Origin of the sequence: Streptomyces sp. CWNU-52B (assembly GCF_047444975.1) — a bacterium.
Classification (GTDB): domain Bacteria; phylum Actinomycetota; class Actinomycetes; order Streptomycetales; family Streptomycetaceae; genus Streptomyces.
Genome location: NZ_JBLFJV010000005.1, coordinates 486,776 through 513,659 on the forward strand (window position 1 = coordinate 486,776; position 26,884 = coordinate 513,659).

A 26,884-nucleotide genomic window follows, 5' to 3' on the forward strand; every position below is an offset into this window, starting at 1 on the left:
CCGCCCGACGGGGGCGTGGGCGGCGGGCCGGGGACCGTACCGGACGGCGGACTCCGGACGGCGGACTCCGGGTGGGAGGCCTATGCGGTGAAGCGGTGGGTGCCCGAACCGACCCGGTACACCGCACAGCCGTCCTCGCTGCGCAGGAACGCCGCGGTGCCGTGCTTGACCGCGTCCGGCGATTTCGCGGGGATCCACACCTCGGCGGTGGTGTTGGCGGGCACCGAGCACGTCAGCGTGAACCCGCCGGACCGCTGCCGCCACTGGGTGGAGACGGGGCCGTGGACCGAGGCGAACGTGGCGCGGGCCGAGGTGACACCCCCGCCGGGACGGGGCTGCACGACGATCTCACGGTAGCCGGGGCGGCCCGCCGCGATACCGGCGATGTTCGTGTACATCCACTCGCCCACCGAGCCGTAGGCGTAGTGGTTGAAGGAGTTCATGCCCGGGTCCTCGAAGCTGCCGTCGGGCCGGATGGAGTCCCAGTGCTCCCACATCGTGGTGGAGCCCTTGTCGATCTGGTAGCCCCAGCTGGGGTACGAGCGCTGCCCGAGCAGCCGGTAGGCGACATCGGTGTGCCCCGTGTCGGTGAGGACGGGCAGCAGCCGGGGCGTCCCGAGGAAGCCCGTCGACAGATGCCAGTCCTTGGACTCGATCAGCGCGACGAGCCGGTCGGCCGCCGCCGTCCGCAGCTCGTCCGGCAGCAGGTCCATCGACAGGGCGAGCACATAGGCCGTCTGCGTGTCGCCCTTCACCCGTCCGTCGGCGGTGACATAGGCCTTCTGGAAAGCCGTCCGTATCCGTGCGAAGAGGTCGTTGTAGGGGGCGGGGTCCTTGCCGAGTTCCTTCGCGATCCGGGCCGCGAGGTCGGCGCTGTGGCCGAAGTACGCGGTGGCGATGACGTCCTTCGGCGTCTCGTCCTCGACGTTCAGCCAGTCGCCGTAACCGCTCGCCGGCCGCAGCAGCCCGTCGCTGTTCTTCTCCAGGTACGTCAGCCAGGCCTGGACGGAGGACCACGCGTCCTGGAGGACCTGGAGGTCGCCGTACGCCTGGTACAGGGACCAGGGCACCGTGACGCCCGCGTCGCCCCAGCCCGCCACACCGTTGCCGACCGTGCCGACCATGGGCGCCACATCGGTGAAGGCGCCCTCCGCGGTCTGCCCGTCGCGCAGGTCCACGAGCCACTTGGTCAGGAAGCGGGCGGACTCCATCGTGTAGGCGGCCGTGGGCGCGAAGACGTTGATGTCCCCGGTCCAGCCCAGCCGTTCGTCCCGCGCGGGGGTGTCCGTCGGGATCGACAGGAAGTTGCCGCGCTGCCCCCAGGTGATGTTGCTGTGCAGCTTGTTGAGCATCGGGACATCGGTCTCGAAGTCGAAGGTGAAGGGGGCGGACGTGTGCATGACGCGGCCGGTGAGGGCCCCCGCCGACGGCGTACCCGGGAAGCCGGTCACCTCGACGTAGCGGAAGCCGTGGAAGGTGAACCGCGGCTCGTACGTCTCCTGGCCACGGCCCTTGAGGGTGTACGTGTCGGTGGCCGCGGCGGTCCGCAGGTTCGCCGTGTAGAGGGTGCCGTCCGCGTTGAGCACCTCGGCGTGCCGCAGCCGGACGGTCGTCCCGGCCGCTCCCGAGACCCGCAGCCGTACCGAACCGACCATGTTCTGGCCCAGGTCGAAGACGAAGACACCGGGTTTCGGCTCGGTCACCTTCTTGACCGGGAGTTCCTTGGCCACCCGGACCGGACCGTCCGCCTGCGCCACGATGTGCGGGGGAGCGGCGTCGTCCGCGGCGCGCACCACCTCCGGCCAGGCACTGTCGTCGAAACCGGGTGAGGTCCAGCCGGCGGTCTCCTTGCGCGCGTCGTACGCCTCCCCGTTCAGCAGGTCGGCTGAGACGATCGGCCCGGCGGTGGCCCGCCAGCCGGTGCCCGAGGTGACGCTCTCACGCGTCCCGTCGGTGTACTCGACCTCCAACTGCGCGAGCAGCGCGGGGCGTTCGCCGTACTGGTGGGGTCCGAACATGCCGACGTTCCCTGCGTACCAGCCCGGGGCCACGTACGCGCCGATGGCGTTGGCGCCGCCCCGCACGAGCGCGGTGACGTCGTAGGTCTGGTACTGGACGCGTTCGCGGTAGTCGGTCCAGCCCGGGGCGAGCTGGTCGCGGCCCACCCGGCGGCCGTTGAGGTGGGCCTCGTAGACACCGAGGGCGGTGGCGTACAGACGGGCGCGCGCCACCTTCTTGCGCGGAAGCGCGAACTCGTGCCGCAGCTGGTTGGCGGCGTACGACGCGGGGACGACCCGTCCCCACGGCCCGGCTCCCCAAACGGCCGCCTTCTTCGCCGCGGGCCAGGCGCTGTCGTCGAAGTCGGCGGCGCGCCAGTCGGCGGCGGGTTCCTCGTCCGTCGATCTCCAGGAGTCGTCGGTGAGGATCCGCTGTTCGCCGGACGCCGTGCGGAGGGTGAGGCAGGCGACCAGACCGGCGGGCCCCTCGGACGCGTTGGCGGCCGAGACCGCCAGGACGTTCCTGCCCGTACGCAACTGGGCGAGGACCTCGACGACGGCGGGGCGGCGCCAGCCGTCGTTGTCCGTCGCCAGGTCGGTGCGGGCCACTTCGGTGCCGTTCACGGAGACCGTGTAGACGTTGTCCGCGCTGATGGCCAGGGTCGCCGCCGTGACGGCGTCCGGCAGGTCGAGGGTGCGGCGGAACCAACGCGTGCTCGCCGGCGCGCTGACGGCCGGATCACCCTCGGGGAACCAGATCCAGGAACTGCCTTCGAGGGACGGCGCGTCGGTGAGCGAAGGAGGAGCGGACACCCATGCCGCCGACCACTGAGCGGCGTCCAGGAGTCCGGTCTCCCACCAGGACGGCTCGCTCCAGTCCGAGGCACCGCCGCCGGCGTCCCACACGCGCACGGACCAGAAGTAACGGGTGCGCGGCTTGAGTTCGGGGCCCGCGTAGGCGACGAGGACGGACTCGCCGGAGGCGACCTTCCCGCTGTCCCAGACATCGGGGTCCGGCAGGCGTGCGGCACTGGAGGCGACGCGGATCTGGTACGCGCTCTGGCGTGCGTCCGGCTTGTCCGAGCTCATCGGCCAGCTCAGCCGGGGGCGTGGTGCGTCGAGGCCCAGGGGGTGTCGCACGTACTCGACGGTCGGCGCGGTGACGCGCAGGGCGCTGCGCCGCGCGGATGCCTGGGCCGGTGCGGACGCGGGCGCGGCCATTGCCGGTCCGGCGGCGGTGGCGGTGGCCGTGGCGGCCATCGCGGCCGCCGTACCCGCCAGAATGTTCCTCCTGCTGATCACTGCGGCTCCTCAGGTAGGAAGGATGAATCGATTCACTCCGGTGAAGGTAGGGGCGTGAGTGGTGGGGGTCAATGAGCGTGCAGCACAATCTTGTTGGGACGTCGGATGGGATGGTCGCCTCGGTGGGGGCTGGTGCGGCAGGGGCGCACGCGATTGAACGGTTTCAATCGGCCCGGGGTGTGGCCGTGGGTGTGGCCACGGGCGCTGCCGGAGGCGCGCGACCGGGGAGGTGAGGCAGGGGGAGGGGCGGCCGGAGCCCGCCGGGTGCGGTCGGGGAACGCGGGTCCGCTCGGGGTGCGGCCCGCCGTGCGTCGGCGGGACGCTGCTCGCCGTGGACGGACGCTGTGGACGCCGTCAGCCGGTTGGGCCGGCCGTCGCCGTCTCCGTCGTCGACGCCGTCCGGCGGGCGGGTCACACGGAGGTCAGCCAGGCCGCGGTGTCGGCGGGGCGGGCGAACCGGAGGGTGTCGAGGGGTGCGAAGCGGGGATCATGCGTGAGCTGCTCGATCTCCCGGTGCCGGCCCGCGTGTTGGGACCAGGCCCACCAGGCCGGGTGCTCCTTGCTCAGCCAGCCCGCCCAGGTCTCCCTGTTGCCGCCGAAGACGCTCTCGCGGGTGACGGTGCGCCGCAGCGAGCGGCGAAGGACCCGGGGCATGACGACGCGCCGCGGGTAGTCGAGCCAGAGCACGGTGTCGGCGCGGGCCCAGAGCAGCCGGCGGACCTCGGGACGGCCGATCGAGTCGACGATCCAGCGGGGTTCGGCCGTGACCCGTGCGACCGTCTCGGCCAGCCTGCCGTCGGTGGCCCAGCCGGGGCCCGTGTAGTACAGCGCGTCCATCTCGTGATGAGGCATGCCGAGGCGCTCGCTCACCGCTCGGGCGAGCGTGGATTTGCCCGCGCCTGTGACACCCACCACCAAGATCCGCTGCACGGACGCACTCTATAGGCCGACTTTTCGACCGGCCCGGACGCCTCCCGGCGGGCTGCGGACCGTGCCGCGAGCGGCCTCCCGGAGGAACGAATCACCGATCCGAACCACTCCGTGCACCGCGCCCTTTCGTTCTCCGGCCGCCGATAGGATCTAATGGGCAGTCGCGCGCGAGGTAGGCAGGTACCGATGGTCATCGGTCGACAGCTCCGCCTCTGATCCGCGCGACTCCCGACTCCGGATGGTTTTGGATGCCTGCCTCTTCGCATCGCGACCCTGCACGTCCCGTTCAGAACACGGCGGCCTCGTCGGCAGCGCCGCAGCACCACGATCTGTTCCTCCAGCCGCAGTACACCGTGGAACTGCCGCCGCTGGACGAGGAGGAGGACACCTTCACGCCGCCTCCGCCCCCGCCGGCGCAGCGGCGACGGGGGGCACCCCGGGCACGCTGACCGCTTCTGCCACCCGTCCCGCCGTCCGTCCCGCAGTACCGTGGGCGGCGAGGTGTCCGCCCGGTCCGGGCGGCGACCGACCCGAGGGGAAGAGACACACCGGATGCCGTGGGAAACGCGATGATCGTTGTGCACAGGCCGTCCGCGGGCGGCGGTCGGCGGGTGAGCGTGCACCGTGACGGCCGGGCCGAGATTTTGGGCCTCGCCCACTCCGACCACGATCTGATCGTGTTCCTGGAGGCCGCCGGACTGTCCTACCCGGCCGAACTGCTCGACGACCCCGGCTGGGTGGAGTGGCGCGGCGGCCGCCCGCACGAGTGGGACGCGACACCGTAGCCGCGGCTCGCCCGGTGGTCGCCGAGCCGAGACGTGCCGTGCGGGCCGGCGTGGGCCCGTACCGCTGTGAGCGCCGCCGGGCCTGTCCGGGCCCGGCTCTCCGCCGGGGTTTCGGCTCGGAGCCGGGGCTGCGACACGGAGTGCGTGCCGTCGTCGCCGGTTCAGGCGGTCGCGAGTGAGACCTCCGTCGACTTCATCAGCGCGACCACGGACGAACCGGCCTCCAGACCGAGGTCGGTCGCGGCGTCCTTGGTGATCACCGCAGTCAGTTCGCGCCCGGCGACCGTGAACCGCACGGAGGCCATGGCGCCGCCCGTGGTGACCCCGGTGACCGTGCCGGGCAACTGGTTGCGGATGGACAGGCCCCCCACCGGGCCGGTGGCCAGCGCGACCTCCGTCGACTTCACCAGCGCGCGGACGCTGGAGCCCTCGACGAGACCGAGGTCCTCGACGGACTCCAGCGTGATGGCCGCGGTCAGATCCTGGCCGCCGTCGAGGCGGACCCTGACCGTCGCCATGGCCTCACCCGCCGTGACGGAGGTGACGGTGCCGGGGATCTGATTGCGGATGCTCAGGCTCATGACGGAACGCCTCACAGGAGAAGGACTGACGGCCGACGGCCGCCAGCGGGCCGATGGTCGATTTGTCGCGTTTGGTTCCCGCTCGGCCCACGGTAGGCCGGACGGGCCGGAACCCGCTTCGTTCCCCTCGCATCTGCGACGGGTGTCGCCGGCGGCGTCTCGCAGACACGCCTCATGGACACGCCTCGTAGACCTACCTCGCCGACGTGGCTCGCGGACCCACGCCGCGGAGAGGGGTCACGGCCCCGTGGCGGCGGCGCGCGTCCCGTCTCGCGCGCCGTACGCGCCCCGTACGCGCGCCTCAGACCGGGTAGGCGTGGGTCTGCGCCGCCTTGACCGTCGCCCAGACCGCCGCGCCCGGGTGCAGATCGAGTTCGGCGGCGGCCACCGTGGTCAGGTCCGCGGCGAGCGGCAGCTCCCCGGAGAGGTCGGCGCGGATCTGGTCGCCGTGGGTCTCCAGGCCCGCCACCTCGCAGCGCCAGAGGTTGCGGGCGCTGGCCCCGGTCGGACGGTCGCGGTAGAGGGTGACCGAACTGGGCGGGAACGCCACGAAGACGGGCCCCGACAGGGCCTCCGTGGTGGTGATGGGCGGGCCCGCGTCGAGACGGACGGAGTGGCCGTCGGCCTCGCCCCGGTAGAGGTTCAGGCCGACCAGCTGCGCGATGTAGTCCGTACGGGGCCGCCGGGCGATGTCGGCGGGGGCACCCTCCTGGACGACCCGGCCGTCCTCGACGACGACCAGTCGGTCGGCGAGGACCATGGCGTCCAGCGGATCGTGGGTGACGAGGACGGCGACCGCCTCGAACTCGGCCAGATGGCGGCGGAGCTGGGAACGCACCTCAAGGCGGGTACGGGCGTCCAGCGCGGCGAGCGGCTCGTCGAGCAGGAGCAGCCGGGGGCGGGTGGCGAGCGCGCGGGCCAGGGCGACCCGCTGGGCCTGACCGCCGGAGAGCCTGCGGGGCTTGGCGCCGACGTGTTCGCCGAGTCCCAGGCGGTCCAGCCACTCGGCTGCCAGTGCCCGCGCCCGCGCCTTGGTCGCGCCCTGACAGCGCGGTCCGAAGGCCACGTTGTCCAGCGCGGTCAGATGAGGGAAGAGCAGGTAGTCCTGGAAGACGACACCGACCGGACGGGACTCCGGCGGCGTACGCTCCAACGCGGCGCCGTCCAGCCGCAGCCGGCCGCCGGTGAGCGGTGTCAGACCGGCGAGGGCACGCAGGGCGGTGGTCTTGCCTGCGCCGTTCGGGCCGAGCAGGGCGACGACCTCGCCGGGCGCGACGGTCAGCTCCACATCGAGACGGAAGGCGCCGCGCTCGACGACGAGATGGGCGTCGAGCCCTTCCGCGGAGGCGCCCTTCGCGGACGCGCCCGCAGCGGCGGCGGCGCCGGCGCGAGCGTCGGGGACGGGGTCATGGGCGGGGTCATGGGCGGCGTCGTGGATCTCGGTCATCCTGTGGTCATCCAACGGTCGCGCAGGCCGGCCAGTACCGCGATGGACACGGCCAGCAGGACCAGACTGAGGGCGATGGCGGCTTCGGGGTCGCTCTGCAGGGCCAGGTACACGGCCAGCGGCATGGTCTGGGTACGGCCGGGGAAGTTGCCCGCGAAGGTGATCGTCGCGCCGAACTCGCCGAGCGCGCGGGCCCACGCGAGGACCGCGCCGGCCGCGATGCCGGGCGCGATCAGCGGCAGCGTGACCCGGCGGAACGCGGTGAAGCGGGAGGCGCCCAGGGTGGCGGCGGCCTCCTCGTAGCGCGGGTCGGCGGCGCGCAGGGTGCCCTCGACGCTGATGACGAGGAACGGCATGGCGACGAACGCCTCGGCGATGACGACCCCGGCGGTCGTGAAGGGCAGCGTGACCCCGAACCAGGAGTCCAGCCACTTCCCGACGATGCCGTTGCGGCCGAGGGCCATCAGCAGGGCCACACCGCCGACGACCGGCGGCAGCACGAGGGGCAGGGTGACCAGGGCGCGTACGAGGCCCCGCCCGGGGAACTCGACCCGGGCCAGCAGCCAGGCCAGCGGCACCCCGATGACCAGGCTCACCGCGGTCGCCGCCGTGGCGCAGACCAGGGACAGCTGGAGCGCCTGCCACACCTCGGAGCTGGTCAGCAGGTCGGGCAGGCTGCGCCAAGGGGCCCGTACGAGCAGGGCGAGCAGCGGCACGATGAGGAACGCCAGACCGATCAGGGCGGGCACCAGCAGGGGCAGCGGCACGCCCCGGCCGCCGCCCCGGTGTCCGCCGTCCCCCTTCGTGCGGGCACGCCGGCGCCGCGGACCGCCCCGGAGGGTGTCGGCCGCGGCGTCGGACTTGCCGATCGGTACGGTCACGGCTTGAGGAACCCGGCCTCGGTCAGGACCCGCTGGCCCGCGGCGGACTGGACCAGGGCGATGAACGCCTCGGCGCCCGCGCTGTTCTGTGCGTCCTTGAGCTGGACGATCGGGTAGTCGTTGATGGCGTCGTCGGACTCGGGGAACTCCACGCCCTCCACCTTGTCACCCGCAGCGTGCACATCGGTCTTGTAGACGACGGCCGCGTCGGCCTCCTTCAGCTCGACCTTCGTCAGCGCCGCCTTCACGTCCTGCTCGTAGGAGACGGGGGTGAGCTTCAGCTTGCTGGCGGCGAGGGCCTTCTCGGCGGCGGCGCCGCAGGGCACCTCCTTGTCGCACAGCACGACCTTCAGGCCCGACCTGGTGAGGTCCTTGAGCGAGGCGATCTTGTCGGGGTTGCCCGGCAGGGTGGCGATCTCCAGCTCGTTGCGGACGAAGGTGGCCGGTGTCCCCGAGCCGTCGCCGGCGTCGGTGACGATCTTCATGGTCTTGGGGCTCGCGGAGGCGAACACGTCCGCCGGGGCGCCGCCCGTGATGCTCGCGGCCAGCGAGTCGCTGCCGCCGAAGCTGAAGGTGACCTTCGTGCCGGGGTGTTCCTTCTCGAACTCCTCGCCCAGTGCCGTGAAGCTCTCCTTTAGGGAGGCGGCGGCGAACACGGTCACCGTGCCGGACAGCTTGTCCGACGAGCCGGCGGACGCGGAGGAGTCGGCCGACGCCGACGAGGAGTCGTCGGAGGACGAGCAGGCGCTCAGCGCCAGCAGAGCGGCGGTGCCTGCACCGGCCATCTGCAGGGTCCGACGGGTCCGGCGCGCGGTACGGGTCATTACGGTTCCACTCCCTCTGGTCCTGACGGACTCGTTCACCAGTGGTCCTGACGGACCGTCTACGGTCTTTCGACGACCACGTTGGTCGACTTGATCACGGCAACGGCCGGAACGCCGGGCTCCAGTTCCAGCTCGTCGGCCGACTCACGGCTGACCAGCGCCACCACCCGGAACGGCCCGGCCTGGATCTCCACCTGCGCCGACACGTCTCCGAGCAGCACGTCGGTGACGATGCCGGAGAGGCGGTTGCGCGCCGAGGAACCGGTCGACCCCCGCTCCGCCCGGTGCGCGTACCGGGCGTACGCCGCGAGAGCCGGGCCGGGGATGATCCGGCGGCCCTGCTCGTCGCGCCCGGCGGTGAGTTTCCCGCCGTCCACCAGACGCCGCACGGTGTCGGCGCTGACACCGAGCAGGGCGGCGGCGTCCCCGATCCGGTAGGTGTGCATCCGCTGATGATACTGCCGCAGATGCGAGGGTAAAGCCTCTTGTTGCTTCGCATGAGCTGGACCCCTGCTCGGGGTGGGTGGCATGTGCGTTTGCACGGGACCCGCGTCCGGGTACGGTCACCCGGGAGGTGGTAACCCGTGAGTCAGTCCCTCACCACAGCCGGCACGGCCGCAGGACCGGTCGCGGAACTCGCCCTCGTCGGTGATGTTTCCCGGCCCGCCCTGCTGACGGTGTCCGACCTGCTGTCCTGGCCGCAGCACGAGGCCGAGGTCAGCTTCGAGTGCGCCACCAGCGGGGTCCAGCGCCATCGCTTCACCGGACCGCTGCTGCACGACGTCCTCGCGGCGGCCGGTCCCGGTTTCGACCCCGCACGCCGCAAGGAGCGTCTGCGCTTCCTGATCGCGGTCTCCGGCCGGGACGGCCACCACGCGCTGCTGTCCTGGGCGGAGATCGACCCCGACTTCGGCCGCGCCCCCGTCCTGCTCGCGGCCACCATCGACGACCGCCCGCTCGACCGCACGGGCCCTCAGCTCGTCCTGCCCCAGGACCGCTGCGGCGCCCGGCACATCAGCGGCATCGACGCGATCCGCGTGGACGGCGGCTACCCCTCGTGGACGGACCGGTGAGCTGGTCCGGGCCCACGGGCGTCCTGGTCGTCGAACACCTGCCCCACGAGGGCCCGTACGCCATCGGTACCGCACTGGCGGCGGCGGGGCTGCCGGTGCGGGTGTGCCGGACCTGGGCGGGCGACCCGGTCCCGGAGTCGCCGGCCGGACTTGCCGCGCTGGTGGTGCTGGGCGGGCCCATGGCCGCGTACGACGACTCCCCGGCCTTCGCCACCCGCGCGGCCGAACTGACCCTGCTGCGCGCCGCGCTGGACTCCGAGGTCCCGGTGCTCGGCGTGTGCCTCGGCGCGCGACTGCTGGCGGTGGCGGCGGGCGGCACCTCCGGTCCCGGCACGGCCCGGCGGATCGGCTGGGGCGAGGTGCGGACGGCTCCGGTCGCGTCCGCCGACCCGCTGTTCGCCGACGTGCCCGAGCGGCTGCGGGTGCTGCACGGACACGGCGACACGGTGGATCTCCCGCCCGGCGCGACCCTGCTCGCCTCCTGCGACCGCCACCGGGTCCAGGCATTCCGGATCGGCGGCTCCGCCTGGGGCGTGCGGTTCCACCTGGAGGCGGACAAGGCAGCGGTCGACGCCTTCGCGACGGCCCCGCCGGGGGAGGCGGCCACCGCACCCGACCTCCAGGACTGCGCTCCTGCCGCGCTGACGGCCCTGGCGCCGCACCGCGACGACGTCTTCGAGCGCTTCGCCGCCCTGGCGGCACGCCGGGCGACGGCGACCACGACCCGCGCCTTCTTCACGCCCCGGGCAGCCGCGTGGGAGGAGCGCTTCGCCGTCGACGGACCCCGCTACACCGCGGCCGTCGCGCGCATGCGACTGCGCCCGGGACAGCGGGTCCTGGACGTGGGCTGCGGCAGCGGCCGTGCCCTGCCCGCGCTGCGCGCCGAGGTCGGGGCCGCGGGCGTCGTGCTCGGCGCGGACCTCACCCCGGCGATGCTCACGGCCGCCGCCCGGGAGGGCCGCACGGGCCTGCTGCTGGCCGACGCGTGCCGGCTGCCGCTGCCGGCCGGATCGTTGGACGGCATCTTCAGCGCGGGCCTGGTCGACCATGTCCCCGACCCCGAGGCGGCCCTGCGCGAATGGGCCCGGGTGGCAGCCCAGGGCGGAGTCCTCCTGCTCTTCCACCCCTCAGGGCGCGCCGAACGCGCCGCCAGACACGGCCGCGCCCCGGACCCCGGCGACCCGCTGGCCGAGGAGAACCTGCGCCCGGCCCTGCTCTCCGCGCAGGCCCGCTACGCGGCGGGCACCCGCGAGATCCTGGAGTCCTGGCTGGCGGGCCGCCCGATCCGCGAGGAGTACCTCATCGTGGACGGCGGCGCACTGGCGGGCACGGGCGCGCACTCGTACTCGGTCACCGGGTGAGATCCGGTGGAGGCCGCCTGTGCTCGGCTGTGCGGTCAGGCCCGGTCGATGTGCACGTTCGTCGACTTCACCCGGGCGGTGGCCTCCACCCCGACCTCGAGACCCAGCTCCTCCACGGCCTCCCGGGTCAGCAGCGACACCAGCCGGTGGGGCCCGGCCTGGATCTCCACCTGGGCGGCGACGTCACCGAGTTTCACGGCGGTGACGATGCCGGGGAAGGCGTTGCGGACGGAGGTGTACGAGGGGTCCTCCTCGCCGCCACCGCCCTTGGCCAGCTCGACGGAGAAGGCGGCCAGGTCCTTGCCGTCGATGAGGCGGCGTCCGCCCTCGTCGCGGTGGGTGACCATCCGGCCCGCGTCCGCCCAGCGCCGCGCGGTGTCCGGGCTCACCCCGAGCAGACGCGCGGCCTGGCCGATCGTGTATGACTGCATACGCGCCAAGATAGGCGATCATCGGCGTGCCGTACGCGACGCGCCGGGTCGTCAGTACCCGACGCGGAACGTCGCGTCCTGCCGCTCCGTGGCGGTGGAGACCGGATCGATGCGCAGCACGTAGTTGGAGTGGCGGATGTAGCGGGTGGGGTTGTTGTACGAGCGGAACGACGACCAGGAGCTGTCGGCGAGGCCCGCCGTGCGGTAGAAGGTGGCATCGCCCGCGAACGTCGACGTGCCGTCGGCGGCGTCGAGTCGGAGCGCGTAGTCGTAGTGCCGCAGATAGCGGGTCGGGTAGTTCACCGACTGGAAGGAGACCCCGGAGCTGTCGGCCAGGCCCGGGACGAGCTTCCACTGGGAGTCGGTGTACAGGTCGAAGGGGTACGCGTCGACGCGGGCGAGATAGTTCGCGTGACGGACGTAACGGTCCGGGAAGTTGTACGACTTGAGCCGGTTCCAGGCGGGCGCGCCCCACTTGGCGAGCAGGTTGGCGTACTCGGTCGTGGTGATCGTCGCGATGCCGCAGTGCTTGGAGTTGACCGGCTGGGTGTAGGTCCTCTGGTCGAGCGCGGTCCAGGTGCCCGAGGCCAGGTTGCTCGACTGCCAGGCGTAGAAGACGCCGTTCGGTGTGTAGGTGTCACCCCACAGGTACCAGGTGTTCGAGGTCAGCGACTTGTACACGGTCGGGGCCTCGGTGCCGCCGTGCGCCACACCCGCGCCGAACTCCGTGAAACTGCCCGGGTCCAGGGAGGCCGACCGCGCGGCCACCAGGGTCTGGTTCTTCTTGAAGAAGAGGTAGTTGACGCCGTTGACGCCGACGGCCATGTCGCCGTCGATGACGTCGTAGCCGGGGTCGAAGAAGACCTGAGGGGCCGACGCGGTCACGAAGTCGCTGGTGTGGTTCACCATGATCACGTTGTGGCCGCTGGAGTCGACCGAGGAGTAGATGACCGCGTACTTGCCCCGGCCCGCGTCCCAGAACGCCTCGGGCGCCCAGCTGTGGGTGGCCATGTCGTGGAGCTTGAGACGGCGGTAGCCGGTGAAGGTGCGCAGGTCGGCGGAGTCCCAGACATGGATGTACTGGCTGTTGTAGCTCCAGTCGGTGCCCTTGAGGTCGGTGGCGATGACCACGAAGGTGCCGTCCTGCTTGCGCAGGAGGAACGGGTCGCGCAGGCCGAGGGCGCCCGCGGTGGGGGTGACCAGCGGGTTGTTCTGGTTGAGCGGCGTCCAGTCGAGCGAGTCGGTGCTGACGGCGAGATGGAGACCGTAGTCGGTGCCGAGGCCGAGGCTGGTCGACTCGGTGAAGTAGCACATCACATAGGCCGAGTCCGCCGCGTGGGCGGTGCCGGCGCCGAGGGCCAGCGCACCGGACAGGGCCACGGGTGTGGCGGCGGCCATGCCGAGGACGAGGCGTCGGGACGGCTGGGGTCTTGCGCTCATCGTGGTCTCCAAGCGGGTGCGGGGGTGGAGAGAGCGGCCTGAGTCGGCGTCTGGAGCGAGCGAGCAAGCAGGCGAGTGGTGCGGTGCGGTGCGGGGGACCTGAGGCGTGAAGGGTGCGACCAGGCAGATGGTGCAGTGGTCGGTATTTCGAACGCGGTTCGGAAGGTCGGTCAGAAAGTAGAGTGCCTGGCGGTGCGCGTCAATGACTCTGTCGTCGCCGGGAGCTCCGGGGTTGTCGGGGGCGGTGGGCCCGGTCCGTCCGCGGTGTGCCCCCGCCCGAATCGTGGTCCGATGAAATCGGGCGTTTTCGCCCGGATCCGGGGCCGGCCGCCCCACGACGAGGGAGGCAGGCGTGGCCGCACGGCACAGACTGATCAAGAGGAGCCCCCGCGAGGTGTGGGCCGTCCTGGCCGACGGCACGCGGTTCGCGGACTGGGTGGTCGGGACGGCGTCCTCGTACCCGGTGCGCGGCCGGTGGCCGCAGGTCCACTCCGCCATCGGCTACGAGGTGCGCGTCGGGTTCCTCAAGCTCACCAACGAGACGGTCGTACGCGCGTGCGACGAGGAGCGCGAGCTGGAGCTTGAGGCGAAAGCAGGCCCCCTCGGCACCGCCCGCATCGCCGTCGAACTGCGTCCCTGGGGCGACCACACGCTGGTGATCATCGACGAGCATCCCCTGCAGGGCGTCGGTGGCCTGCTGCACAACGTGGCCGTGGAGGGGGTCATCCAGCTGAGGCACCGGGCCATGCTCAAACGGCTGGCCGAGGTGTGCGAGGGCGACCGCGGCCGGCCCGAGCCCACCCGGACGGAGCCGCGCCCGGCCTGACGGTCCGGCGGGTCACGACGGTGACGGCGGCTCCTGGTCCTGCCCGAGCCAGGTGGTCAGGGCCCACCACCAGTGCAGCGTGCTCAGCGGTTCGGCGAGCGGCCCGGACGACGGGTCGGCCGGCGAGTGCCCGGTGATCTGCTGGAGCCGGCCGAGCCGGTAGCGGACGGTGTTGGGGTGGGTGAACAGGGCCGTCGCGCTCTGGTCGAGCCGGCGGCCGTTGTCGAGGAACGTCAGCGCGGTGAGCGCGAGTTGCCGGTGAAAGGCGTTCGACTCGTCGAGGGCGGACAGGAGCCGGGCGCTCAGGTGCGAGCCGAGGAGCGGCTGGTCCGCGAGGGCGATCTCCGCGGCGAAGTCCGTCAGTTCGTACAGGCCCTGACGTCCTTGCCGCACCCCGATGTCCAGGGCCCGGACGCAGAGCCGGTACAGGGGCCTGATCTCCTCCAGCCGAGCGGCCGGCGAGGCCACGACCAGAGCCGACGCCCCCGCCCCCTCGTCCCCCGGGCCGTCGGGCAGCCGCCGGCACAGACCGGCCAGCCGGCCCTCCACGGGGCCGAAGACCGCGCCGAGTCCGGAGAACCGGTCGGTGAGAAGGCGCGCCGCCGCCAGGTCGCCGGTGTCCGCGACGACGCAGTGGTGCGGTCCGTCACCCGGTCGCATCCCGGCCCCGGCCATCTCCAGGGGGGACGGCACGACGCCGCCGACCAGCAGCCTGCGGAGCACGTTCGTACGGACCTCGGCGGTCTCGTGCGGTGTGGTCCGCTCCGCGGCCCGATACCCGTTGATGACATGGCGCTCGACCGCGGCGCTGTACTCGTTGAACCGCAGGACCACGCCGATCAGGGTGCTGTCCGGCACCCCCGCCGCCCGGCAGCGGTCGACGCCGATCTCCACGGCGCGCTGCAGACCGGCCTGGACGCCGCGCAGGACCGCGGTCATCGCGACGCCCTGCCCCGCCCGGTCGGCGCCCAGTAACAGGGCGGCGGTGAAGTCCTGTTGCTCGACCCCGTCGAAGGTCGCGAACCACTCCCCGGCGGCCCGGATCATGGCGGTGACATGGGAGAGGCTCTCCGCCTCGGTGAGCCGGGCGACCTCGGGGGAGTGGGCGCGGGCCGCGCGGACGAGTTCGCCGCACACGTCGCCGTCGCCGGCCATCGCCCGCAGGATCTCGGTGACCGGCTCGCGCTGGTGGACGACCGTCATGGGGTGATTCTCCGTCCGTTCCGTGTCCGTGCTGTCGCCGGGCCACAACGAGGCCGCCCTCGTGTTGGTGTCCGGCCACTACCACGTTGATGTGACGACCTGGTTCCCTGTGGGCTACCGACGGTAACAGCGTGGCTGTCCATCCGTTCCCGTCTCCTCACGTCTCCTTCGGAAGGCAGTCCATGGAGAACTTCCCGGCCCGGTCCGCGATCACACGGCGCCACGCCCTGACAGTGGCAGGCGGTGCGATCGCCGGCACCGCCCTCGCCCAGGCGACGGCCCCGGCCTTCGCCGCCTCGGCCTCGTCGGCGGACGCGGACGCGATCGTCGTGGGCGGCGGGCTCGCCGGTCTGGTCGCCACGGCGGAACTGGCCGCGGCGGGCCGCAAGGTGCTGCTGCTCGACCAGGAACCCGCCACGAACCTCGGCGGACAGGCGTTCTGGTCCTTCGGCGGGCTGTTCCTCGTCGACTCCGCCGAGCAGCGGCTGATGGGCATCAAGGACTCCCAGGAGCTGGCCTGGCAGGACTGGCTGGGCACGGCCGGCTTCGACCGCGGCATCGCCGACCCGTCGGGGCAGGACCACTGGGCGTACAAGTGGGCCGAGGCGTACGTCGACTTCGCGTCGGGGGAGAAGCGATCCTGGCTCGCGGGCCTGGGCGTGCAGTGGTTCCCGATCGTCGGCTGGGCGGAGCGCGGCGGGGGTCTCGCGGACGGACACGGCAACTCGGTGCCCCGTTTCCACGTCACCTGGGGCACGGGACCCGCGGTCGTGGAACCGTTCGAGAAGAAGGTGCGCGCGGCGGTCGCGGCTGGCAAGGTCACCCTCAAGTTCCGGCACCGGGTGGACGGGCTCGTGACGACCGGCGGAGCCGTCACCGGCGTCCGCGGGGCCGTCCTGGAGCCGAGCGACGCCGCCCGCGGCAAGCCCAGTTCGCGCACGGTCGTCGGCGACTTCGAACTGCGCGCCCCGGTCGTCGTCGTCACCTCGGGCGGCATCGGCGCCAACCACGATCTCGTACGGCAGAACTGGCCGGCCCGCCTCGGCACCCCGCCCAAGACGATGATCACCGGCGTTCCGGCCCATGTGGACGGCCGGATGCTCGCGATCACCGAGAAGGCGGGCGGCCGGATCGTCAACCCGGACCGGATGTGGCACTACACCGAGGGCCTCAGGAACTACGACCCCATCTGGCCGGACCACGGCATCCGCATCCTGCCGGGCCCGTCGTCGATGTGGTTCGACGCCACCGGCAGACGCTTCGGCGCGCCCGACATGCCCGGCTACGACACCCTGCACACGCTCAAGTCGATCACCGAGTCCGGGTACGACTACTCATGGTTCGTCACCACCCAGAAGATCCTCGCCAAGGAGTTCGCGCTCTCCGGCTCCGAGCAGAACCCGGACCTCACCGAGAAGAACATCTGGATGCTGCTGTCACGCATCTGGCAGACCCCCGAACCGATCGAGAAGTTCAAGAAGAACGGCGTGGACTTCGTCGTCGCCACGTCCCTGTCCGAACTGGTCCGGGGCATGAACAAACTGACCGGTGACGGCCTGATCGACCTGGCGGACCTGACCCGCCAGATCGAGGCGCGCGACCGGGAGATGGAGAACCCGTACACCAAGGACGTCCAGGTCATGGGCATCCGCAACGCCCTCTCGTACCCGGGGGACACCCTCAGCCGTACGGCACCCGCCCACAAGATCATGGATTCGAGCGCCGGACCGCTCATCGCCGTACGCCTCAACATCCTCACCCGCAAGACCCTCGGCGGCCTCCAGACCGACCTCTCGGGCCGGGTCCTGGACGCGAGCGGCACCCCGGTCGCCGGACTGTACGCGGCGGGCGAGGTCTCCGGCTTCGGCGGTGGCGGCGTCCACGGATACCGCTCCCTGGAAGGCACGTTCCTCGGCGGCTGCCTCTTCTCGGGCCGCGCGGCGGGCCGGGCGGCGGCGGAGGCGACGGGCGCCTAGCCGTGCGTGCCGGTGCGTGCCGGTCCGGTGCCTGCCGGTACCGGCCACGCACCGGACCGGTCGACGCGTCCTGGTCCCGATTCACCGTCCGCGGACCGCTGAGTTTTCGGCGGTCTCACGGTCTGACTCTGTGAAAGGTGACCAGCCGCGAACGACCGACAGGAGACCCGCCATGAGCGCCCTCACTTCTCAGAGCCGGACCACCACCGCCAAGTCCCCCGCCACGCGCCCCGTGTGGCAGGTCGGCGCCCTGGCGGTCCTCGCCGGCGCCGTCGTGACCGAGGCCTTCGCGCTCGTCGCCCGAGCCGCCGGCGTGCCGATGGCCGCGGCCAGTCCGGGGGCCACCGAGGCCGCCGAGATTCCGGTGGGCGGCTTCGCCGGAGGCGTGCTGTTCTGGTCGGTCGCCGGAGTCGTCCTCGCCCTGGCCCTCGCCCGCTGGGCCAGGCGGCCCGCCCGCACCTTCCTGGTGGTCACCGTCGCGTTGACCGCGCTGTCCCTCGCCGGCCCCGCAGTCGCCCCGCACACCGCCACGTCCACACAGATCGTCCTCGCCGTGTCCCATGTGGTGGCCGCGGCCGTGATCATTCCCCCGCTGGCGCGGCGGCTCTCGCGGCGAGCGGCGTGAGAGCGGACGCCGAGGCGCCGCGGGGCGGACGGGGAGAGAGGCCGAACCTCTCCCCGTCCGCCCCGCGGCGACTGCCGGGGCGGGGTCAGCTCGCGTCGGCGTCTGCTCCGTCGGCTCCCTCGTCCGTTGCCGACGGAGCAGCCGTTTTCGCCGGGACTGCCGGGTCCGCCACGGCCTCGGCCTCCTCGACCTCCTCCACGGGGGGCATGAAGGCCCGCAGCCAGCGCTCCGTCTGGGCGACATGGGCCTCGGCCGCGCCGGCGGCGGCGCCGGGGTCGCGGTCGGCGATCGCGCCGGCCAGCACGCGATGGTCCGCGTCGCTCTTGCGCCGCAGCTCCGGCCCCTCGGGGAGCGTGAAGATCTGGTACTTGCGGGAGCGGGCCCGGAAGACCGCGAGCAGGGAGGCGAGGGTGGGGTTCTCGGCGGCCCTGGCGATCTCGGCGTGGAAGCGGTGGTCGAGGTCCGAGGCCTCGCCGGGGTCCTCGGTGGCCTCCATGGCCTCGATGAGGGAGAAGAGCGACTCCACCGCCTCGGGGGTCCGGCGCGCGGCGGCCTTGGCCGCGACATGCGCCTCGAGGACCCGCCGGATCTCGTACACCTCCAACAGCCCCGTCAGAGGCAGCAGTTCGAGCGTCAGCGACAGGCTGCCGATGATGTCCTCCGGCCTGAGCTGGGACACATAGGTCCCCGAGCCGTGCCGCGGTTCGACCACACCCAGCGCCGCGAGCATCCGTACCGCCTCGCGCAACGGGCCCCGGGAGACGCCGAGTTCCTCGCCGAGCTCGGCCTCGGGCGGAATGCGCTCTCCCGGACCGAGACGCCCCGTCGCGATCATGTGACGCAGACCGTGGAACGCCTTGTCGACTGCGGACATCCGATTCCTCCCCTGGCGGGCCGGTGGCAACCACCGCCGAAACCCTCGGGCACTCTAGCGAGTCATCAGATGTCTCCGATGTATCGGTCAAAAGTCATCTGATGACTATCGCTCCACAACCCTTGCGTGGCGCAAAAATGCCGTGCAGGATGCCGAGTCATCATACGTGTCCCGCTGAGAGTCTGATGTCTCGCGGACATTCGGGTTCGGTAGATGTGGAGTGATGTGAGCGAGACCGAGGTCACCACCGCCCCGCGCCCCTTGCTGCTGGCAGACGGCAGGCCCGCCGCTCGGGCGTGGTCGCTCGACCCCGTCATGAAGCACCTCAACCACGGCTCGTTCGGAGCGGTCCCCCTGGTGGCCCAGGAGCGGCAGAACGAGTTCCGCGCCGAGATGGAGAGCTCGCCGGTGGTGTGGTTTCCGGCCCTGCCGCAGCGGATCGCCGCCGCCCGGGTCGACCTCGCCGCCTTCCTGCGGGTCGCCCCCGACGACGTCGCCCTGGTACCGAACGCGAGCGCCGGCATCAGTGTCGTGTTCGCCTCGCTCCAGCGGTGCCGCGGTGGCGGGATCCTCGTCACCGATCACGGCTACGGCGCCGTGACCATGGGCGCCGAACGTCTCGCCCGGCGCTGGGGCGGCGAGGTGCGCACCGCGCGGGTGCCGCTGGACGCGAGCGAGGAGCAGGCGTACGAGGCTGTCGTCGCCGCGATCGACGACGCCACGGACCTGATCGTCCTGGACCAGATCACCTCCGCTACCGCCCGCAGGCTGCCGGTGGAGCTGATCGGCGCCGAGGCCCGGCGGCGCGGCATCCCCCTGCTCGTGGACGCCGCCCACGCCCCCGGTCTGATCGAGGCCCCGCTGGACGGCCTGGCCTGTGACTTCTGGGTCGGCAACCTGCACAAGTGGGGCTGCACGCCACGCGGTACCGCCACGCTGGTCGCCCGCGGCGAACTGCGCGAGGAGCTCTACCCCCTGATCGACTCGTGGGGCGCCCCCGACCCCTACCCCGACCGCTTCGACCAGCAGGGCACGGTGGACGCCACCGCCTATCTCGCGGCCTCCACCGCCCTGGACCTCGTCGAGGACACCTGGGGCTGGGACACGGCCCGCCGGTACATGGACGATCTGGCCGGCTACGGCGAGCGCGTCATCGGCGACGCCTTCGCCGAACTGTCCGGCACCTCCAGCACCGTCGACGTGGGCATGCCGGTGCCCGGGATGCGGCTGGTCCGGCTCCCGGCGGGCCTGGCGGGCAGCCGCGTGGAGGCCGACGCGCTGCGCGACCGGGCGGCCCGCGAGCTGGGAGTGGAGGCGGCCTTCACGAGTTTCGGCGGCGTCGGCTACATGCGGCTGTCGGCGCACGTCTACAACACGGCCGCCGACTACGAGTACTTCGCCGAGGACTGCGTCCCCCTCCTCGGCCGGTGGGCCCGCGCGGCCCATGAAGACCCCGAGGCGTCGTAGGCGCTCCGCGGTCGTATCTGCGGTGTCAGCGGTATCAGCTGTTTCAACGAAAGAGGTCGGCACGATGAGAAGAAGGACGGCAGCTCTGGCCCTCGGCACAGCCGCCACGATGGTCCTGACGGGCTGTTCCAGCATGAGCGGCTCGGCGGCCGACGGCACGGTCACCCTCAACATGGTCGAGAGCCTGACGAACCCGGCGCGCACGGACCTGCTGAAGGACCTCCTGGGGGACTTCGAGAAGCAGAACCCCAAGATAAAGGTCAATCTGATCTCGCCGCCCACCGAGCAGGCCGACCAGAAGATCCAGCAGATGCTCCAGTCCGGCAGCGGAGTCGACACCCTCGAAGTGCGGGACACGACCGTGGGCCCCTGGTCGAACAACGGCTGGATCTACGACATGAAGTCGGACCTCAAGGCCTGGAAGGGCTGGGAGGCGATGACGGAGAACGCCGTCAAGGCCTCCGAGGACGCCGAGGGCAAGACGTACTTCGTCCCGTACGGCTTCTACGGCCTGAGCGTCTTCTACCGCACCGACCTGATCAAGGAGGCCGGCTTCAGCAAGCCGCCGGCCACCTGGGACGAGCTGCTCGAACAGGCCTCGGCCATCCACGACCCGGGCAAGCGCCGGTACGGATACGCCTTCCGCGGCGGAGCCAACGCCCAGGGCAACGCCACCGCCGTCATCGAGGCGTACGTCGCCGACGAGATCGACCCCGCCGACGGCTTCAAGCTGAAGGACGGCAGCACGATCTTCGCCGCGCCCGAGGCGCTCGACGCCATGCAGACCTATCTGAAGCTCTTCAAGGAGGCGTCGCCCAAGTCGTCCGTCTCCTGGGGCTATCCGGAGATGGTCGAGGGATTCTCCAACGGCTCCACGGCCTTCCTGCTCCAGGACCCCGAGGTGATCGCCACCGTCTCGGAGTCCAAGTCCATCAAGAAGGACCAGTGGAGCACCGCCCCGCTGGTCGCGGGTCCCTCGGGCAAGACGGTCCAGCCGCTGGCCACCGCCGGATGGGGCGTCGCGGACGGCAGCAAGCACAAGGCCGAGGCCGTGAAGCTGGTCGAGTTCCTCTCCGAGGGGGAGGCGTCGACCGACTTCACCAAGAAGAACAGCCTGGTGCCGATCCTCAAGTCGGCAGCCGACGACTCGTTCTACAAGACCGGCCCGTGGTCCAGCTACGTCACCATGACGGAGCACCCGGACACCTACCTCAACGTCAGCCAGCCGCGCGGGGTCGCCTGGTGGGCCGAGTGGCAGCAGAAGGCCGACGCCGACATCCAGAAGATGGCGCTCGGCAAGACGACGCCCAAGGAACTGCTGGCCGGCTGGGACACGTACTGGACCGAGAAGCGGCAGCAGGAGAAGTAGCCATGCCCACCGCGTCCGAAGCGACGGAAACGACGAAGACGGGCCGGGCGGCGCAGGCGGGGGCCGCCGGCAACGGGGCCTCCGGCAACGGGGGTGCCCGGCCCGTCCGCAAGGTTCAGCCGGGCCGCCGCAAGCCGGAGTTCACCGCGCGGCGCGGCTTCATGATCGCCCTGTTCATGGCCCCGGCCGCGGTCTTCGTGGCGGTCTTCACGTACTACCCGATGATCGCCGGCAGTCAGATGGCCTTCCGCAACTGGAAGCTGACGGACCTGAGCGACACCTCCTGGGTGGGCCTGAAGAACTTCCAGGACGTCTTCGCCGACCCCGCCTGGGGCACCGTGCTGAGCAACACCGGGATCTGGGTGGTCGGCTCGATCGTGCCCCAGCTGGTGATCGGCTTCGCCCTCGCCCTGTGGCTGCGCCGCAGGTTCCGCTTCCGCGGGCTCTACCAGGCGCTGATCTTCTTCCCCTGGGCGATCTCCGGGTTCCTCATCGGCATCCTGTTCCGCTGGATGTTCAACAGCGAGTTCGGCGTCGTCAACGACCTGCTCCAGAAGGTCGGTCTGATCGACGAGCCGGTCGCCTGGCTGGCCGACCCGAAGACGGCGATGTTCGCCGTCCTGGTCGCCAACGTCTGGTACGGGGTCACCTTCTTCACGATCATGATCCTGGCGGCCCTGCAGTCCATCCCCGAGGAGCTGTACGAGGCGTCGGCGCTCGACGGCGCCGGCAAGGTGCGCACGCTCTTCCAGATCACCGTTCCGTACATCCGGGTCACCCTCGCGCTGACCGTGCTGCTGCGGATCATCTGGATCTTCAACTTCCCCGACCTGATCTTCGGGATGACCGGGGGCGGGCCGAACAACGAGACGCACATCGTGACCACCTGGATGATCAAGATCACTCAGCAGGGCGACTACGGCAGGGCCTCCGCGCTCGGTCTCATCGTCGTCGCCACCCTGCTGGTGTTCGCGACCTTCTTCCTGCTGGCCACGCGCGAGAAGCGAGAGGTGAGGTCGTGATCGGCAAGGAGTCCACGGCGGGCCGGATCACCAAGTTCACCTTCCTGGGGCTGTGGCTGGTCTTCACCGTCTTTCCCCTCTACTGGATCACCATCACGTCGCTGAAGGCGCCCGGTGACATCTTCGCCTTCCCGATCGCCTACTGGCCCGAGCACTTCTCGCTGGAGAACTACAGCGGGCTGTTCGGCAAGGCCGACTTCGGCGTCTACCTCACCAACAGCCTCATCGTGGCCACCGTCGCGGGTGTGGTCGCCACCGTCATCTCGATGCTGTCGGCGTACGTGCTGGCCCGGTTCGAGTTCCGCACCAAGTCCGCGCTGCTGATGGCCGCCCTGGTGACCCAGATGATCCCGACGTTCATCGCGCTGGGTCCGCTGTACCTGCTGATGACCGACCTCAAGATGGTCGACAACCGGCTCGGGCTCATCCTCGTCTACATCGCCGTGTGCATCCCGTTCTGCACGGTGATGCTCCGCGGCTTCTTCGAGAACATCCCGGACGCGCTGGAGGAGGCCGCGATGATCGACGGTCTGTCCCGGTTCGGAGCGCTGTTCCGGGTGCTGCTGCCGGTGATGCGTCCGGGGATCGTGGCCGCGTTCATCTTCAACTTCGTCAACTGCTGGAACGAGCTGTTCCTGTCGGTGACGCTGATGAACAGCGACAGCAACAAGACCGTGCCCACGGCGCTGAACGGGTTCATCTCCAGCTTCAACATCGACTGGGGCTCGATGTCCGCGGCGGCGGTCCTCACCATCCTGCCCACGATGGTGCTGTTCGCCTTCGCCAGCCGGCACATCGTCCAGGGCCTCACGGCCGGCGCGGTGAAGGGCTGAGGAAGAGGGCGCGGCGTCGGAGCACCGGACGGCCAGGTGGAGGATCTTTCCCGTACCACGGGGTGGGAACGGCACGTAACCGACCCAATGATCACATACTCTGCAAAGACGTTCCGGCAGCGATCGACGGGGGCCGCCCATGCTCCGGGCGGCCCGCACAGACGAGGAAAGGCGCCCGCATGAGCAGCGAGCACATGCAGATCGGCGAGGTCGGTGCGCGGACGGAGCTGCCGCTGCGCACCATCAGGTACTACGAGACGACGGGCCTGGTCACCCCCTCCGCCTGTTCCAAGGGCGGTTTCCGCCTCTACACCAGGGCCGATGTCGCCCGGCTGCAGGCCATCCGCCGTATGCAGCCGCTCGACTTCACCCTGGACCAGATCCGCGACCTGCTCGCCGTCACCGACCGCCTGGACTCCGACGAGGAGCTGACGGCGTACGAACGGCAGTCGTTGCTGAGGCGGGTCCGGGAGTACGAGCAGAGCGCCGCCTGGCAGGTGGACAGGCTCCGCACCCAGCTGACGCAGGCCGAGGAGTTCAGGCAGACGCTGCGCAAGCGGCTGAACCGGGACCGGGCCGCCACGGTCTGACCGGGGTCACTCGAAGCTCACTCGAAGGGGCACCCGGGATTCGGGGCGTCCTCGGAGAACGGGGCGCCGTGCGGCAGGACGTAGAGCACGGTGAGCACGACCGGCGTGGATCCCAGGTTGCGGCCGATGTGGACGTTGCCCGCACCGGCCGGTTCCTGGACCTTGCTCCCTCGCGGATAGACGCCGTCCGAGGCGCACGTGGCGTCGAAGTGGCTGAGCGTGCCCTGCTTCACGTACGCGTGGAGCGGCCCGTCGTGGTAGTGCCAGCCGGTCGCCTGACCGGGCGGCAGAGTGATCTCCCGGAGTACGTAGTCGGTGTCGCCGACCGTCTTCTGCGCGATCACCGTTCCGGTGACCCCGGGGCCGGGCGGGGTCGCCCGGGCGGTTCCCCCGGCCAGGACGGTGACGGCGGCGACGGCACCGACCACCGCGGTGCGAAGCGAGGTACGCATGGGCAGGGCCTCCGGGTTCGTGGGGCTGTGCGACAACGTGCCGCTGTGAACATAGAGGCAGCCAGGGGCAGTTGGGGCCGTTATCCGCGAATTCCCTTGCTCGGCGGGCGGCGGGTGGCCGGCGGGCCGGGAGGCGGGGCTCGGCCCGCCTCCCGGCCCGCCGTTCGGATCAGGGCGCGGTCAGTTCCGTGCGGACCGTTCGGGCCGCGGCGACCAGGTTCCGCAGGGACGCCCGGGTCTCGGGCCAGGCGCGGGTCTTCAGGCCGCAGTCGGGGTTGACCCACAGGCGTTCGGCGGGGATGGCCGCAAGTCCCTTGCGCAGCAGGGCCGCGGCCTCGTCCGCGCCCGGTACGCGCGGCGAGTGGATGTCGTACACGCCGGGCCCGGCCTCCCGCGGATAGCCGTGCTCGGCCAGTTCGCGGGCGACCTGCATGTGCGAGCGGGCCGCCTCCAGGCTGATGACGTCGGCGTCGAGGTCGTCGATGGCCTGGACGATGTCGCCGAATTCGGCGTAGCACATGTGCGTGTGGACCTGTGTGTCCGGACGTACGCCGGCGGTGCTGAGGCGGAACGCCTCCGTGGCCCACGCCAGATAGGCCGGGCGGTCGGCGGCGCGCAACGGCAGTGTCTCGCGCAGCGCCGGTTCGTCCACCTGGATGACCGAAGTCCCGGCCGCCTCCAGGTCGTTCACCTCGTCGCGCAGCGCGAGGGCGACCTGGCGCGCGGTGTCACCGAGCGGCTGGTCGTCGCGGACGAAGGACCAGGCGAGCATGGTGACCGGGCCGGTGAGCATGCCCTTGACCGGCTTCGAGGTGAGCGACTGGGCGTACGCCGTCCAGCGCACCGTCATCGGCGCGGGGCGGGAGACGTCGCCGGCCAGGACCGGCGGGCGGACGTACCGGGTGCCGTAGGACTGGACCCAGCCGTGCCGCGTGGCGAGGTATCCGGTGAGTTGCTCGGCGAAGTACTGGACCATGTCGTTGCGTTCGGGCTCACCGTGCACGAGCACGTCCAGACCGGTCTCCTCCTGGAAGGAGATCACCTTGCCGATCTCGTCCCTGATGCGCTCCTCGTACCCGGCGCTGTCGAGCCGCCCGGCGCGCAGGTCGGCCCGTGCGGTGCGCAACTCGGTGGTCTGCGGGAACGAGCCGATGGTGGTCGTCGGCAGCAGCGGCAGACCGAGGTGGGCGCGCTGGGCCGCGGCCCGCTCGGCGTACGGCTGGGAACGGCGGGTGTCGGCGTTCGTGACGGCGCCGGTCCTGGCCCGTACGGCGGGGTCGCGGGTGATCGCCGAGTCGGCGCGCGAGGCCAGGTCGGCCCGGTTGGCGGCCAGTTGGGCGGCGATCGTGTCGGTGCCGCCGGTGAGCCCCCTGGCGAGGGTCACGATCTCGGCGGTCTTCTGACGGGCGAAGGCCAGCCAGCGCAGGATCTGCGGCTCGACGTCACGTTCGGCGCTGGCGTCCAGGGGGACGTGGAGCAGGGAGCAGGAGGCGGCCACGTCGACCCGGTCGGCGAGACCGAGGAGGGTACCGAGTGTGGCGAGAGACTTCTCCAGGTCGTTGACCCAGATGTTGCGGCCGTTGACGACACCGGCGACCAGACGCTTGCCGGGCAGCCCGCCCACGGCGGCGAGCGCGTCCAGGTTGGCGGCGGCCGCCTCGGTGAAGTCCAGCGCCAGTCCCTCGACGGGTGCCTTGGCCAGTACGGGCAGGGCGTCGCCGAGCCGGTCGAAGTACGAGGCGACCAGCAGCTTCGGACGGTCGGTCAGGGCGCCGAGGCCGCGGTAGGCGAGCGTGGCGGCGTCGAGCTCGGCGGGTGTGCGGTCCTGGACCAGGGCGGGTTCGTCGAGCTGGACCCAACCGGCGCCCGCGGCACGCAGATCGGCGAGGATCTCGGCGTACACGGGCAGCAGCCGGTCGAGGAGGGTCAGCGGGTCGAAGTCGGCGGCCACCCCGGGCGCGGGCTTGGCGAGCAGGAGGTACGTGACCGGTCCGACGAGGACGGGCCGGGCGGCCAGGCCGAGCGCGAGGGCCTCCCGCAACTCGGCTACCTGCTTGGCGGAGTCGGCCGTGAAGACGGTGTCCGGGCCCAACTCCGGCACCAGGTAGTGGTAGTTGGTGTCGAACCACTTGGTCATCTCCAGCGGCGCCACCTCCTGGGTGCCGCGCGCCATGGCGAAGTAGCCGTCCAGCGCGTCGGCCTCGACGGCGGCGCGGTGCCGCTCGGGGATCGCGCCGACCATGACGCAGGTGTCCAGGACGTGGTCGTAGTACGAGAAGTCGCCGGTGGGCACCTCGTGGATGCCGGCCTCGGCCAGCTGCCGCCAGTTCGTGCGGCGCAGGCCGTTGGCGGTGGCCCGGAGGGCGTCGGCGTCGACGCGGCCCTTCCAGTAGCCCTCGATGGCCTTCTTCAGTTCCCGGTGCTGTCCCTGACGGGGGTAGCCGTACACGGTGGCCCGTGCTGCCGCGGCTGCGGGCTTGGCTGTCACGGAGATCTCCTTCGCGAGACGAATCCCTGAGATCCCGGCGACGGGACGCGAGCGCGAAGGGTGACGAGTCCGACGGGGACGAACCCGCGTGAGACACCGCGGCCGAC

24 protein-coding genes are annotated in these 26,884 nt (G+C 71.5%); 11 read left to right on the forward strand and 13 right to left on the reverse strand.

Annotated features, from left to right (window positions below; translation table 11 throughout):
- Positions 1 to 80: 80 nt before the first annotated feature.
- Both ACLVWQ_RS05020 and ACLVWQ_RS05025 read right to left on the reverse strand, forming a co-directional pair.
- Positions 81 to 3,299 (reverse strand): alpha-L-rhamnosidase, encoded by a 3,219-nt coding sequence (locus ACLVWQ_RS05020; protein WP_414106920.1) that lies wholly within the window; start codon positions 3,297 to 3,299, stop codon positions 81 to 83.
- Between the two features lie 411 nt (positions 3,300 to 3,710).
- Positions 3,711 to 4,229 (reverse strand): adenylate kinase, encoded by a 519-nt coding sequence (locus ACLVWQ_RS05025; protein WP_414106921.1) that lies wholly within the window; start codon positions 4,227 to 4,229, stop codon positions 3,711 to 3,713.
- Positions 4,230 to 4,786: 557 nt separating this feature from the next.
- On the opposite strand from ACLVWQ_RS05025, the gene ACLVWQ_RS05030 reads away from it, so the two are divergent.
- Entirely contained in the window at positions 4,787 to 5,014 is a 228-nt protein-coding gene (locus ACLVWQ_RS05030) for a hypothetical protein (protein WP_414106922.1), read from the forward strand.
- Positions 5,015 to 5,175: 161 nt separating this feature from the next.
- On the opposite strand, the gene ACLVWQ_RS05035 is transcribed toward ACLVWQ_RS05030, so the two are convergent.
- The 5 genes from ACLVWQ_RS05035 to ACLVWQ_RS05055 form a co-directional block, all read right to left on the reverse strand.
- Positions 5,176 to 5,595 carry a TOBE domain-containing protein gene (locus ACLVWQ_RS05035; protein WP_414106923.1) on the reverse strand — a complete coding sequence of 140 codons (420 nt, stop codon included), beginning with the start codon at positions 5,593 to 5,595 and terminating at the stop codon, positions 5,176 to 5,178.
- Positions 5,596 to 5,896: 301 nt separating this feature from the next.
- Entirely contained in the window at positions 5,897 to 7,042 is a 1,146-nt protein-coding gene (locus tag ACLVWQ_RS05040; protein WP_414106924.1) for an ABC transporter ATP-binding protein, read from the reverse strand.
- A complete protein-coding gene (gene modB, locus ACLVWQ_RS05045; protein ID WP_414106925.1) occupies positions 7,039 to 7,923 on the reverse strand; it encodes a molybdate ABC transporter permease subunit in 885 nt (294 codons plus the stop codon). Before modB ends, ACLVWQ_RS05040 begins: the two co-directional genes overlap by 4 nt.
- A complete protein-coding gene (gene modA / locus ACLVWQ_RS05050; protein WP_414106926.1) occupies positions 7,920 to 8,747 on the reverse strand; it encodes a molybdate ABC transporter substrate-binding protein in 828 nt (275 codons plus the stop codon). The genes modB and modA overlap by 4 nt, the downstream gene beginning before the upstream one ends.
- Positions 8,748 to 8,806: 59 nt before the next feature.
- Positions 8,807 to 9,193, reverse strand: a complete 387-nt coding sequence (locus tag ACLVWQ_RS05055; RefSeq protein ID WP_414106927.1) for a TOBE domain-containing protein — start codon at positions 9,191 to 9,193, stop codon at positions 8,807 to 8,809.
- 138 nt (positions 9,194 to 9,331) lie between these two features.
- Here ACLVWQ_RS05055 and ACLVWQ_RS05060 point away from each other — a divergent pair, with 138 nt between their 5' ends.
- Positions 9,332 to 9,820: a molybdopterin-dependent oxidoreductase gene (locus ACLVWQ_RS05060; protein ID WP_414106928.1), complete on the forward strand. Its 489-nt coding sequence runs from the start codon at positions 9,332 to 9,334 to the stop codon at positions 9,818 to 9,820.
- Positions 9,817 to 11,181 (forward strand): methyltransferase domain-containing protein, encoded by a 1,365-nt coding sequence (locus ACLVWQ_RS05065; RefSeq protein ID WP_414106929.1) that lies wholly within the window; start codon positions 9,817 to 9,819, stop codon positions 11,179 to 11,181. The genes ACLVWQ_RS05060 and ACLVWQ_RS05065 overlap by 4 nt, the downstream gene beginning before the upstream one ends.
- 35 nt (positions 11,182 to 11,216) lie before the next feature.
- Here ACLVWQ_RS05065 and ACLVWQ_RS05070 read toward each other — a convergent pair whose 3' ends face one another.
- Together ACLVWQ_RS05070 and ACLVWQ_RS05075 are read right to left on the reverse strand one after the other, a co-directional pair.
- Positions 11,217 to 11,612: a TOBE domain-containing protein gene (locus tag ACLVWQ_RS05070; protein ID WP_414106930.1), complete on the reverse strand. Its 396-nt coding sequence runs from the start codon at positions 11,610 to 11,612 to the stop codon at positions 11,217 to 11,219.
- A 51-nt stretch (positions 11,613 to 11,663) separates the two neighbouring features.
- Positions 11,664 to 13,052, reverse strand: a complete 1,389-nt coding sequence (locus ACLVWQ_RS05075; protein WP_414106931.1) for a glycoside hydrolase family 43 protein — start codon at positions 13,050 to 13,052, stop codon at positions 11,664 to 11,666.
- Positions 13,053 to 13,404: 352 nt separating this feature from the next.
- Between ACLVWQ_RS05075 and ACLVWQ_RS05080 the strand changes: the two genes are divergently transcribed.
- Positions 13,405 to 13,878: an SRPBCC family protein gene (locus ACLVWQ_RS05080; protein WP_414106932.1), complete on the forward strand. Its 474-nt coding sequence runs from the start codon at positions 13,405 to 13,407 to the stop codon at positions 13,876 to 13,878.
- Positions 13,879 to 13,890: 12 nt separating this feature from the next.
- On the opposite strand, the gene ACLVWQ_RS05085 is transcribed toward ACLVWQ_RS05080, so the two are convergent.
- Positions 13,891 to 15,081: a PucR family transcriptional regulator gene (locus ACLVWQ_RS05085; RefSeq protein WP_414106933.1), complete on the reverse strand. Its 1,191-nt coding sequence runs from the start codon at positions 15,079 to 15,081 to the stop codon at positions 13,891 to 13,893.
- A gap of 182 nt (positions 15,082 to 15,263) precedes the next feature.
- Here ACLVWQ_RS05085 and ACLVWQ_RS05090 point away from each other — a divergent pair, with 182 nt between their 5' ends.
- A complete protein-coding gene (locus ACLVWQ_RS05090) occupies positions 15,264 to 17,057 on the forward strand; it encodes an FAD-binding dehydrogenase (RefSeq protein WP_414107397.1) in 1,794 nt (597 codons plus the stop codon).
- Positions 17,058 to 17,229: 172 nt separating this feature from the next.
- Positions 17,230 to 17,682 (forward strand): DUF6069 family protein, encoded by a 453-nt coding sequence (locus tag ACLVWQ_RS05095; protein WP_414106934.1) that lies wholly within the window; start codon positions 17,230 to 17,232, stop codon positions 17,680 to 17,682.
- An 85-nt stretch (positions 17,683 to 17,767) separates the two neighbouring features.
- On the opposite strand, the gene ACLVWQ_RS05100 is transcribed toward ACLVWQ_RS05095, so the two are convergent.
- Positions 17,768 to 18,556 carry a FadR/GntR family transcriptional regulator gene (locus tag ACLVWQ_RS05100; RefSeq protein ID WP_414106935.1) on the reverse strand — a complete coding sequence of 263 codons (789 nt, stop codon included), beginning with the start codon at positions 18,554 to 18,556 and terminating at the stop codon, positions 17,768 to 17,770.
- A gap of 225 nt (positions 18,557 to 18,781) precedes the next feature.
- Between ACLVWQ_RS05100 and ACLVWQ_RS05105 the strand changes: the two genes are divergently transcribed.
- The 5 genes from ACLVWQ_RS05105 (at position 18,782) to ACLVWQ_RS05125 (ending at position 23,837) form a co-directional block, all read left to right on the forward strand.
- Positions 18,782 to 20,023 carry an aminotransferase class V-fold PLP-dependent enzyme gene (locus tag ACLVWQ_RS05105; RefSeq protein WP_414106936.1) on the forward strand — a complete coding sequence of 414 codons (1,242 nt, stop codon included), beginning with the start codon at positions 18,782 to 18,784 and terminating at the stop codon, positions 20,021 to 20,023.
- A gap of 64 nt (positions 20,024 to 20,087) precedes the next feature.
- Positions 20,088 to 21,392, forward strand: a complete 1,305-nt coding sequence (locus ACLVWQ_RS05110) for an ABC transporter substrate-binding protein (protein WP_414106937.1) — start codon at positions 20,088 to 20,090, stop codon at positions 21,390 to 21,392.
- A gap of 161 nt (positions 21,393 to 21,553) precedes the next feature.
- Entirely contained in the window at positions 21,554 to 22,414 is an 861-nt protein-coding gene (locus ACLVWQ_RS05115; RefSeq protein WP_414107398.1) for a carbohydrate ABC transporter permease, read from the forward strand.
- Complete coding sequence (locus tag ACLVWQ_RS05120) at positions 22,411 to 23,247, forward strand: carbohydrate ABC transporter permease (protein ID WP_414106938.1); 837 nt, start codon at positions 22,411 to 22,413, stop codon at positions 23,245 to 23,247. The genes ACLVWQ_RS05115 and ACLVWQ_RS05120 overlap by 4 nt, the downstream gene beginning before the upstream one ends.
- Positions 23,248 to 23,426: 179 nt before the next feature.
- Positions 23,427 to 23,837, forward strand: coding sequence for a MerR family transcriptional regulator (locus ACLVWQ_RS05125; protein ID WP_414106939.1), 411 nt, complete (start codon positions 23,427 to 23,429; stop codon positions 23,835 to 23,837).
- 17 nt (positions 23,838 to 23,854) lie between these two features.
- On the opposite strand, the gene ACLVWQ_RS05130 is transcribed toward ACLVWQ_RS05125, so the two are convergent.
- Together ACLVWQ_RS05130 and metE are read right to left on the reverse strand one after the other, a co-directional pair.
- Positions 23,855 to 24,289: a cupin domain-containing protein gene (locus ACLVWQ_RS05130; protein ID WP_414106940.1), complete on the reverse strand. Its 435-nt coding sequence runs from the start codon at positions 24,287 to 24,289 to the stop codon at positions 23,855 to 23,857.
- 169 nt (positions 24,290 to 24,458) lie between these two features.
- Complete coding sequence (metE, locus tag ACLVWQ_RS05135; protein WP_414106941.1) at positions 24,459 to 26,777, reverse strand: 5-methyltetrahydropteroyltriglutamate--homocysteine S-methyltransferase; 2,319 nt, start codon at positions 26,775 to 26,777, stop codon at positions 24,459 to 24,461.
- Positions 26,778 to 26,884: the final 107 nt, after the last annotated feature.

Excerpts from the sequence above, each read along its gene's own strand:
- ACLVWQ_RS05035 (WP_414106923.1), bottom strand. The coding sequence starts at position 5,595 with ATGAGCCTGAGCATCCGCAATCAGATCCCCGGCACCGTCACCTCCGTC.
- ACLVWQ_RS05040 (WP_414106924.1), bottom strand. The coding sequence starts at position 7,042 with ATGACCGAGATCCACGACGCCGCCCATGACCCCGCCCATGACCCCGTC.
- modA (WP_414106926.1), bottom strand. The coding sequence starts at position 8,747 with ATGACCCGTACCGCGCGCCGGACCCGTCGGACCCTGCAGATGGCCGGT.
- ACLVWQ_RS05055 (WP_414106927.1), bottom strand. The coding sequence starts at position 9,193 with ATGCACACCTACCGGATCGGGGACGCCGCCGCCCTGCTCGGTGTCAGC.
- ACLVWQ_RS05070 (WP_414106930.1), bottom strand. The coding sequence starts at position 11,612 with ATGCAGTCATACACGATCGGCCAGGCCGCGCGTCTGCTCGGGGTGAGC.
- ACLVWQ_RS05075 (WP_414106931.1), bottom strand. The coding sequence starts at position 13,052 with ATGAGCGCAAGACCCCAGCCGTCCCGACGCCTCGTCCTCGGCATGGCC.
- ACLVWQ_RS05085 (WP_414106933.1), bottom strand. The coding sequence starts at position 15,081 with ATGACGGTCGTCCACCAGCGCGAGCCGGTCACCGAGATCCTGCGGGCG.
- ACLVWQ_RS05090 (WP_414107397.1), top strand. The coding sequence starts at position 15,264 with ATGGAGAACTTCCCGGCCCGGTCCGCGATCACACGGCGCCACGCCCTG.
- ACLVWQ_RS05095 (WP_414106934.1), top strand. The coding sequence starts at position 17,230 with ATGAGCGCCCTCACTTCTCAGAGCCGGACCACCACCGCCAAGTCCCCC.
- ACLVWQ_RS05100 (WP_414106935.1), bottom strand. The coding sequence starts at position 18,556 with ATGTCCGCAGTCGACAAGGCGTTCCACGGTCTGCGTCACATGATCGCG.
- ACLVWQ_RS05110 (WP_414106937.1), top strand. The coding sequence starts at position 20,088 with ATGAGAAGAAGGACGGCAGCTCTGGCCCTCGGCACAGCCGCCACGATG.
- ACLVWQ_RS05115 (WP_414107398.1), top strand. The coding sequence starts at position 21,554 with ATGATCGCCCTGTTCATGGCCCCGGCCGCGGTCTTCGTGGCGGTCTTC.
- ACLVWQ_RS05125 (WP_414106939.1), top strand. The coding sequence starts at position 23,427 with ATGAGCAGCGAGCACATGCAGATCGGCGAGGTCGGTGCGCGGACGGAG.
- ACLVWQ_RS05130 (WP_414106940.1), bottom strand. The coding sequence starts at position 24,289 with ATGCGTACCTCGCTTCGCACCGCGGTGGTCGGTGCCGTCGCCGCCGTC.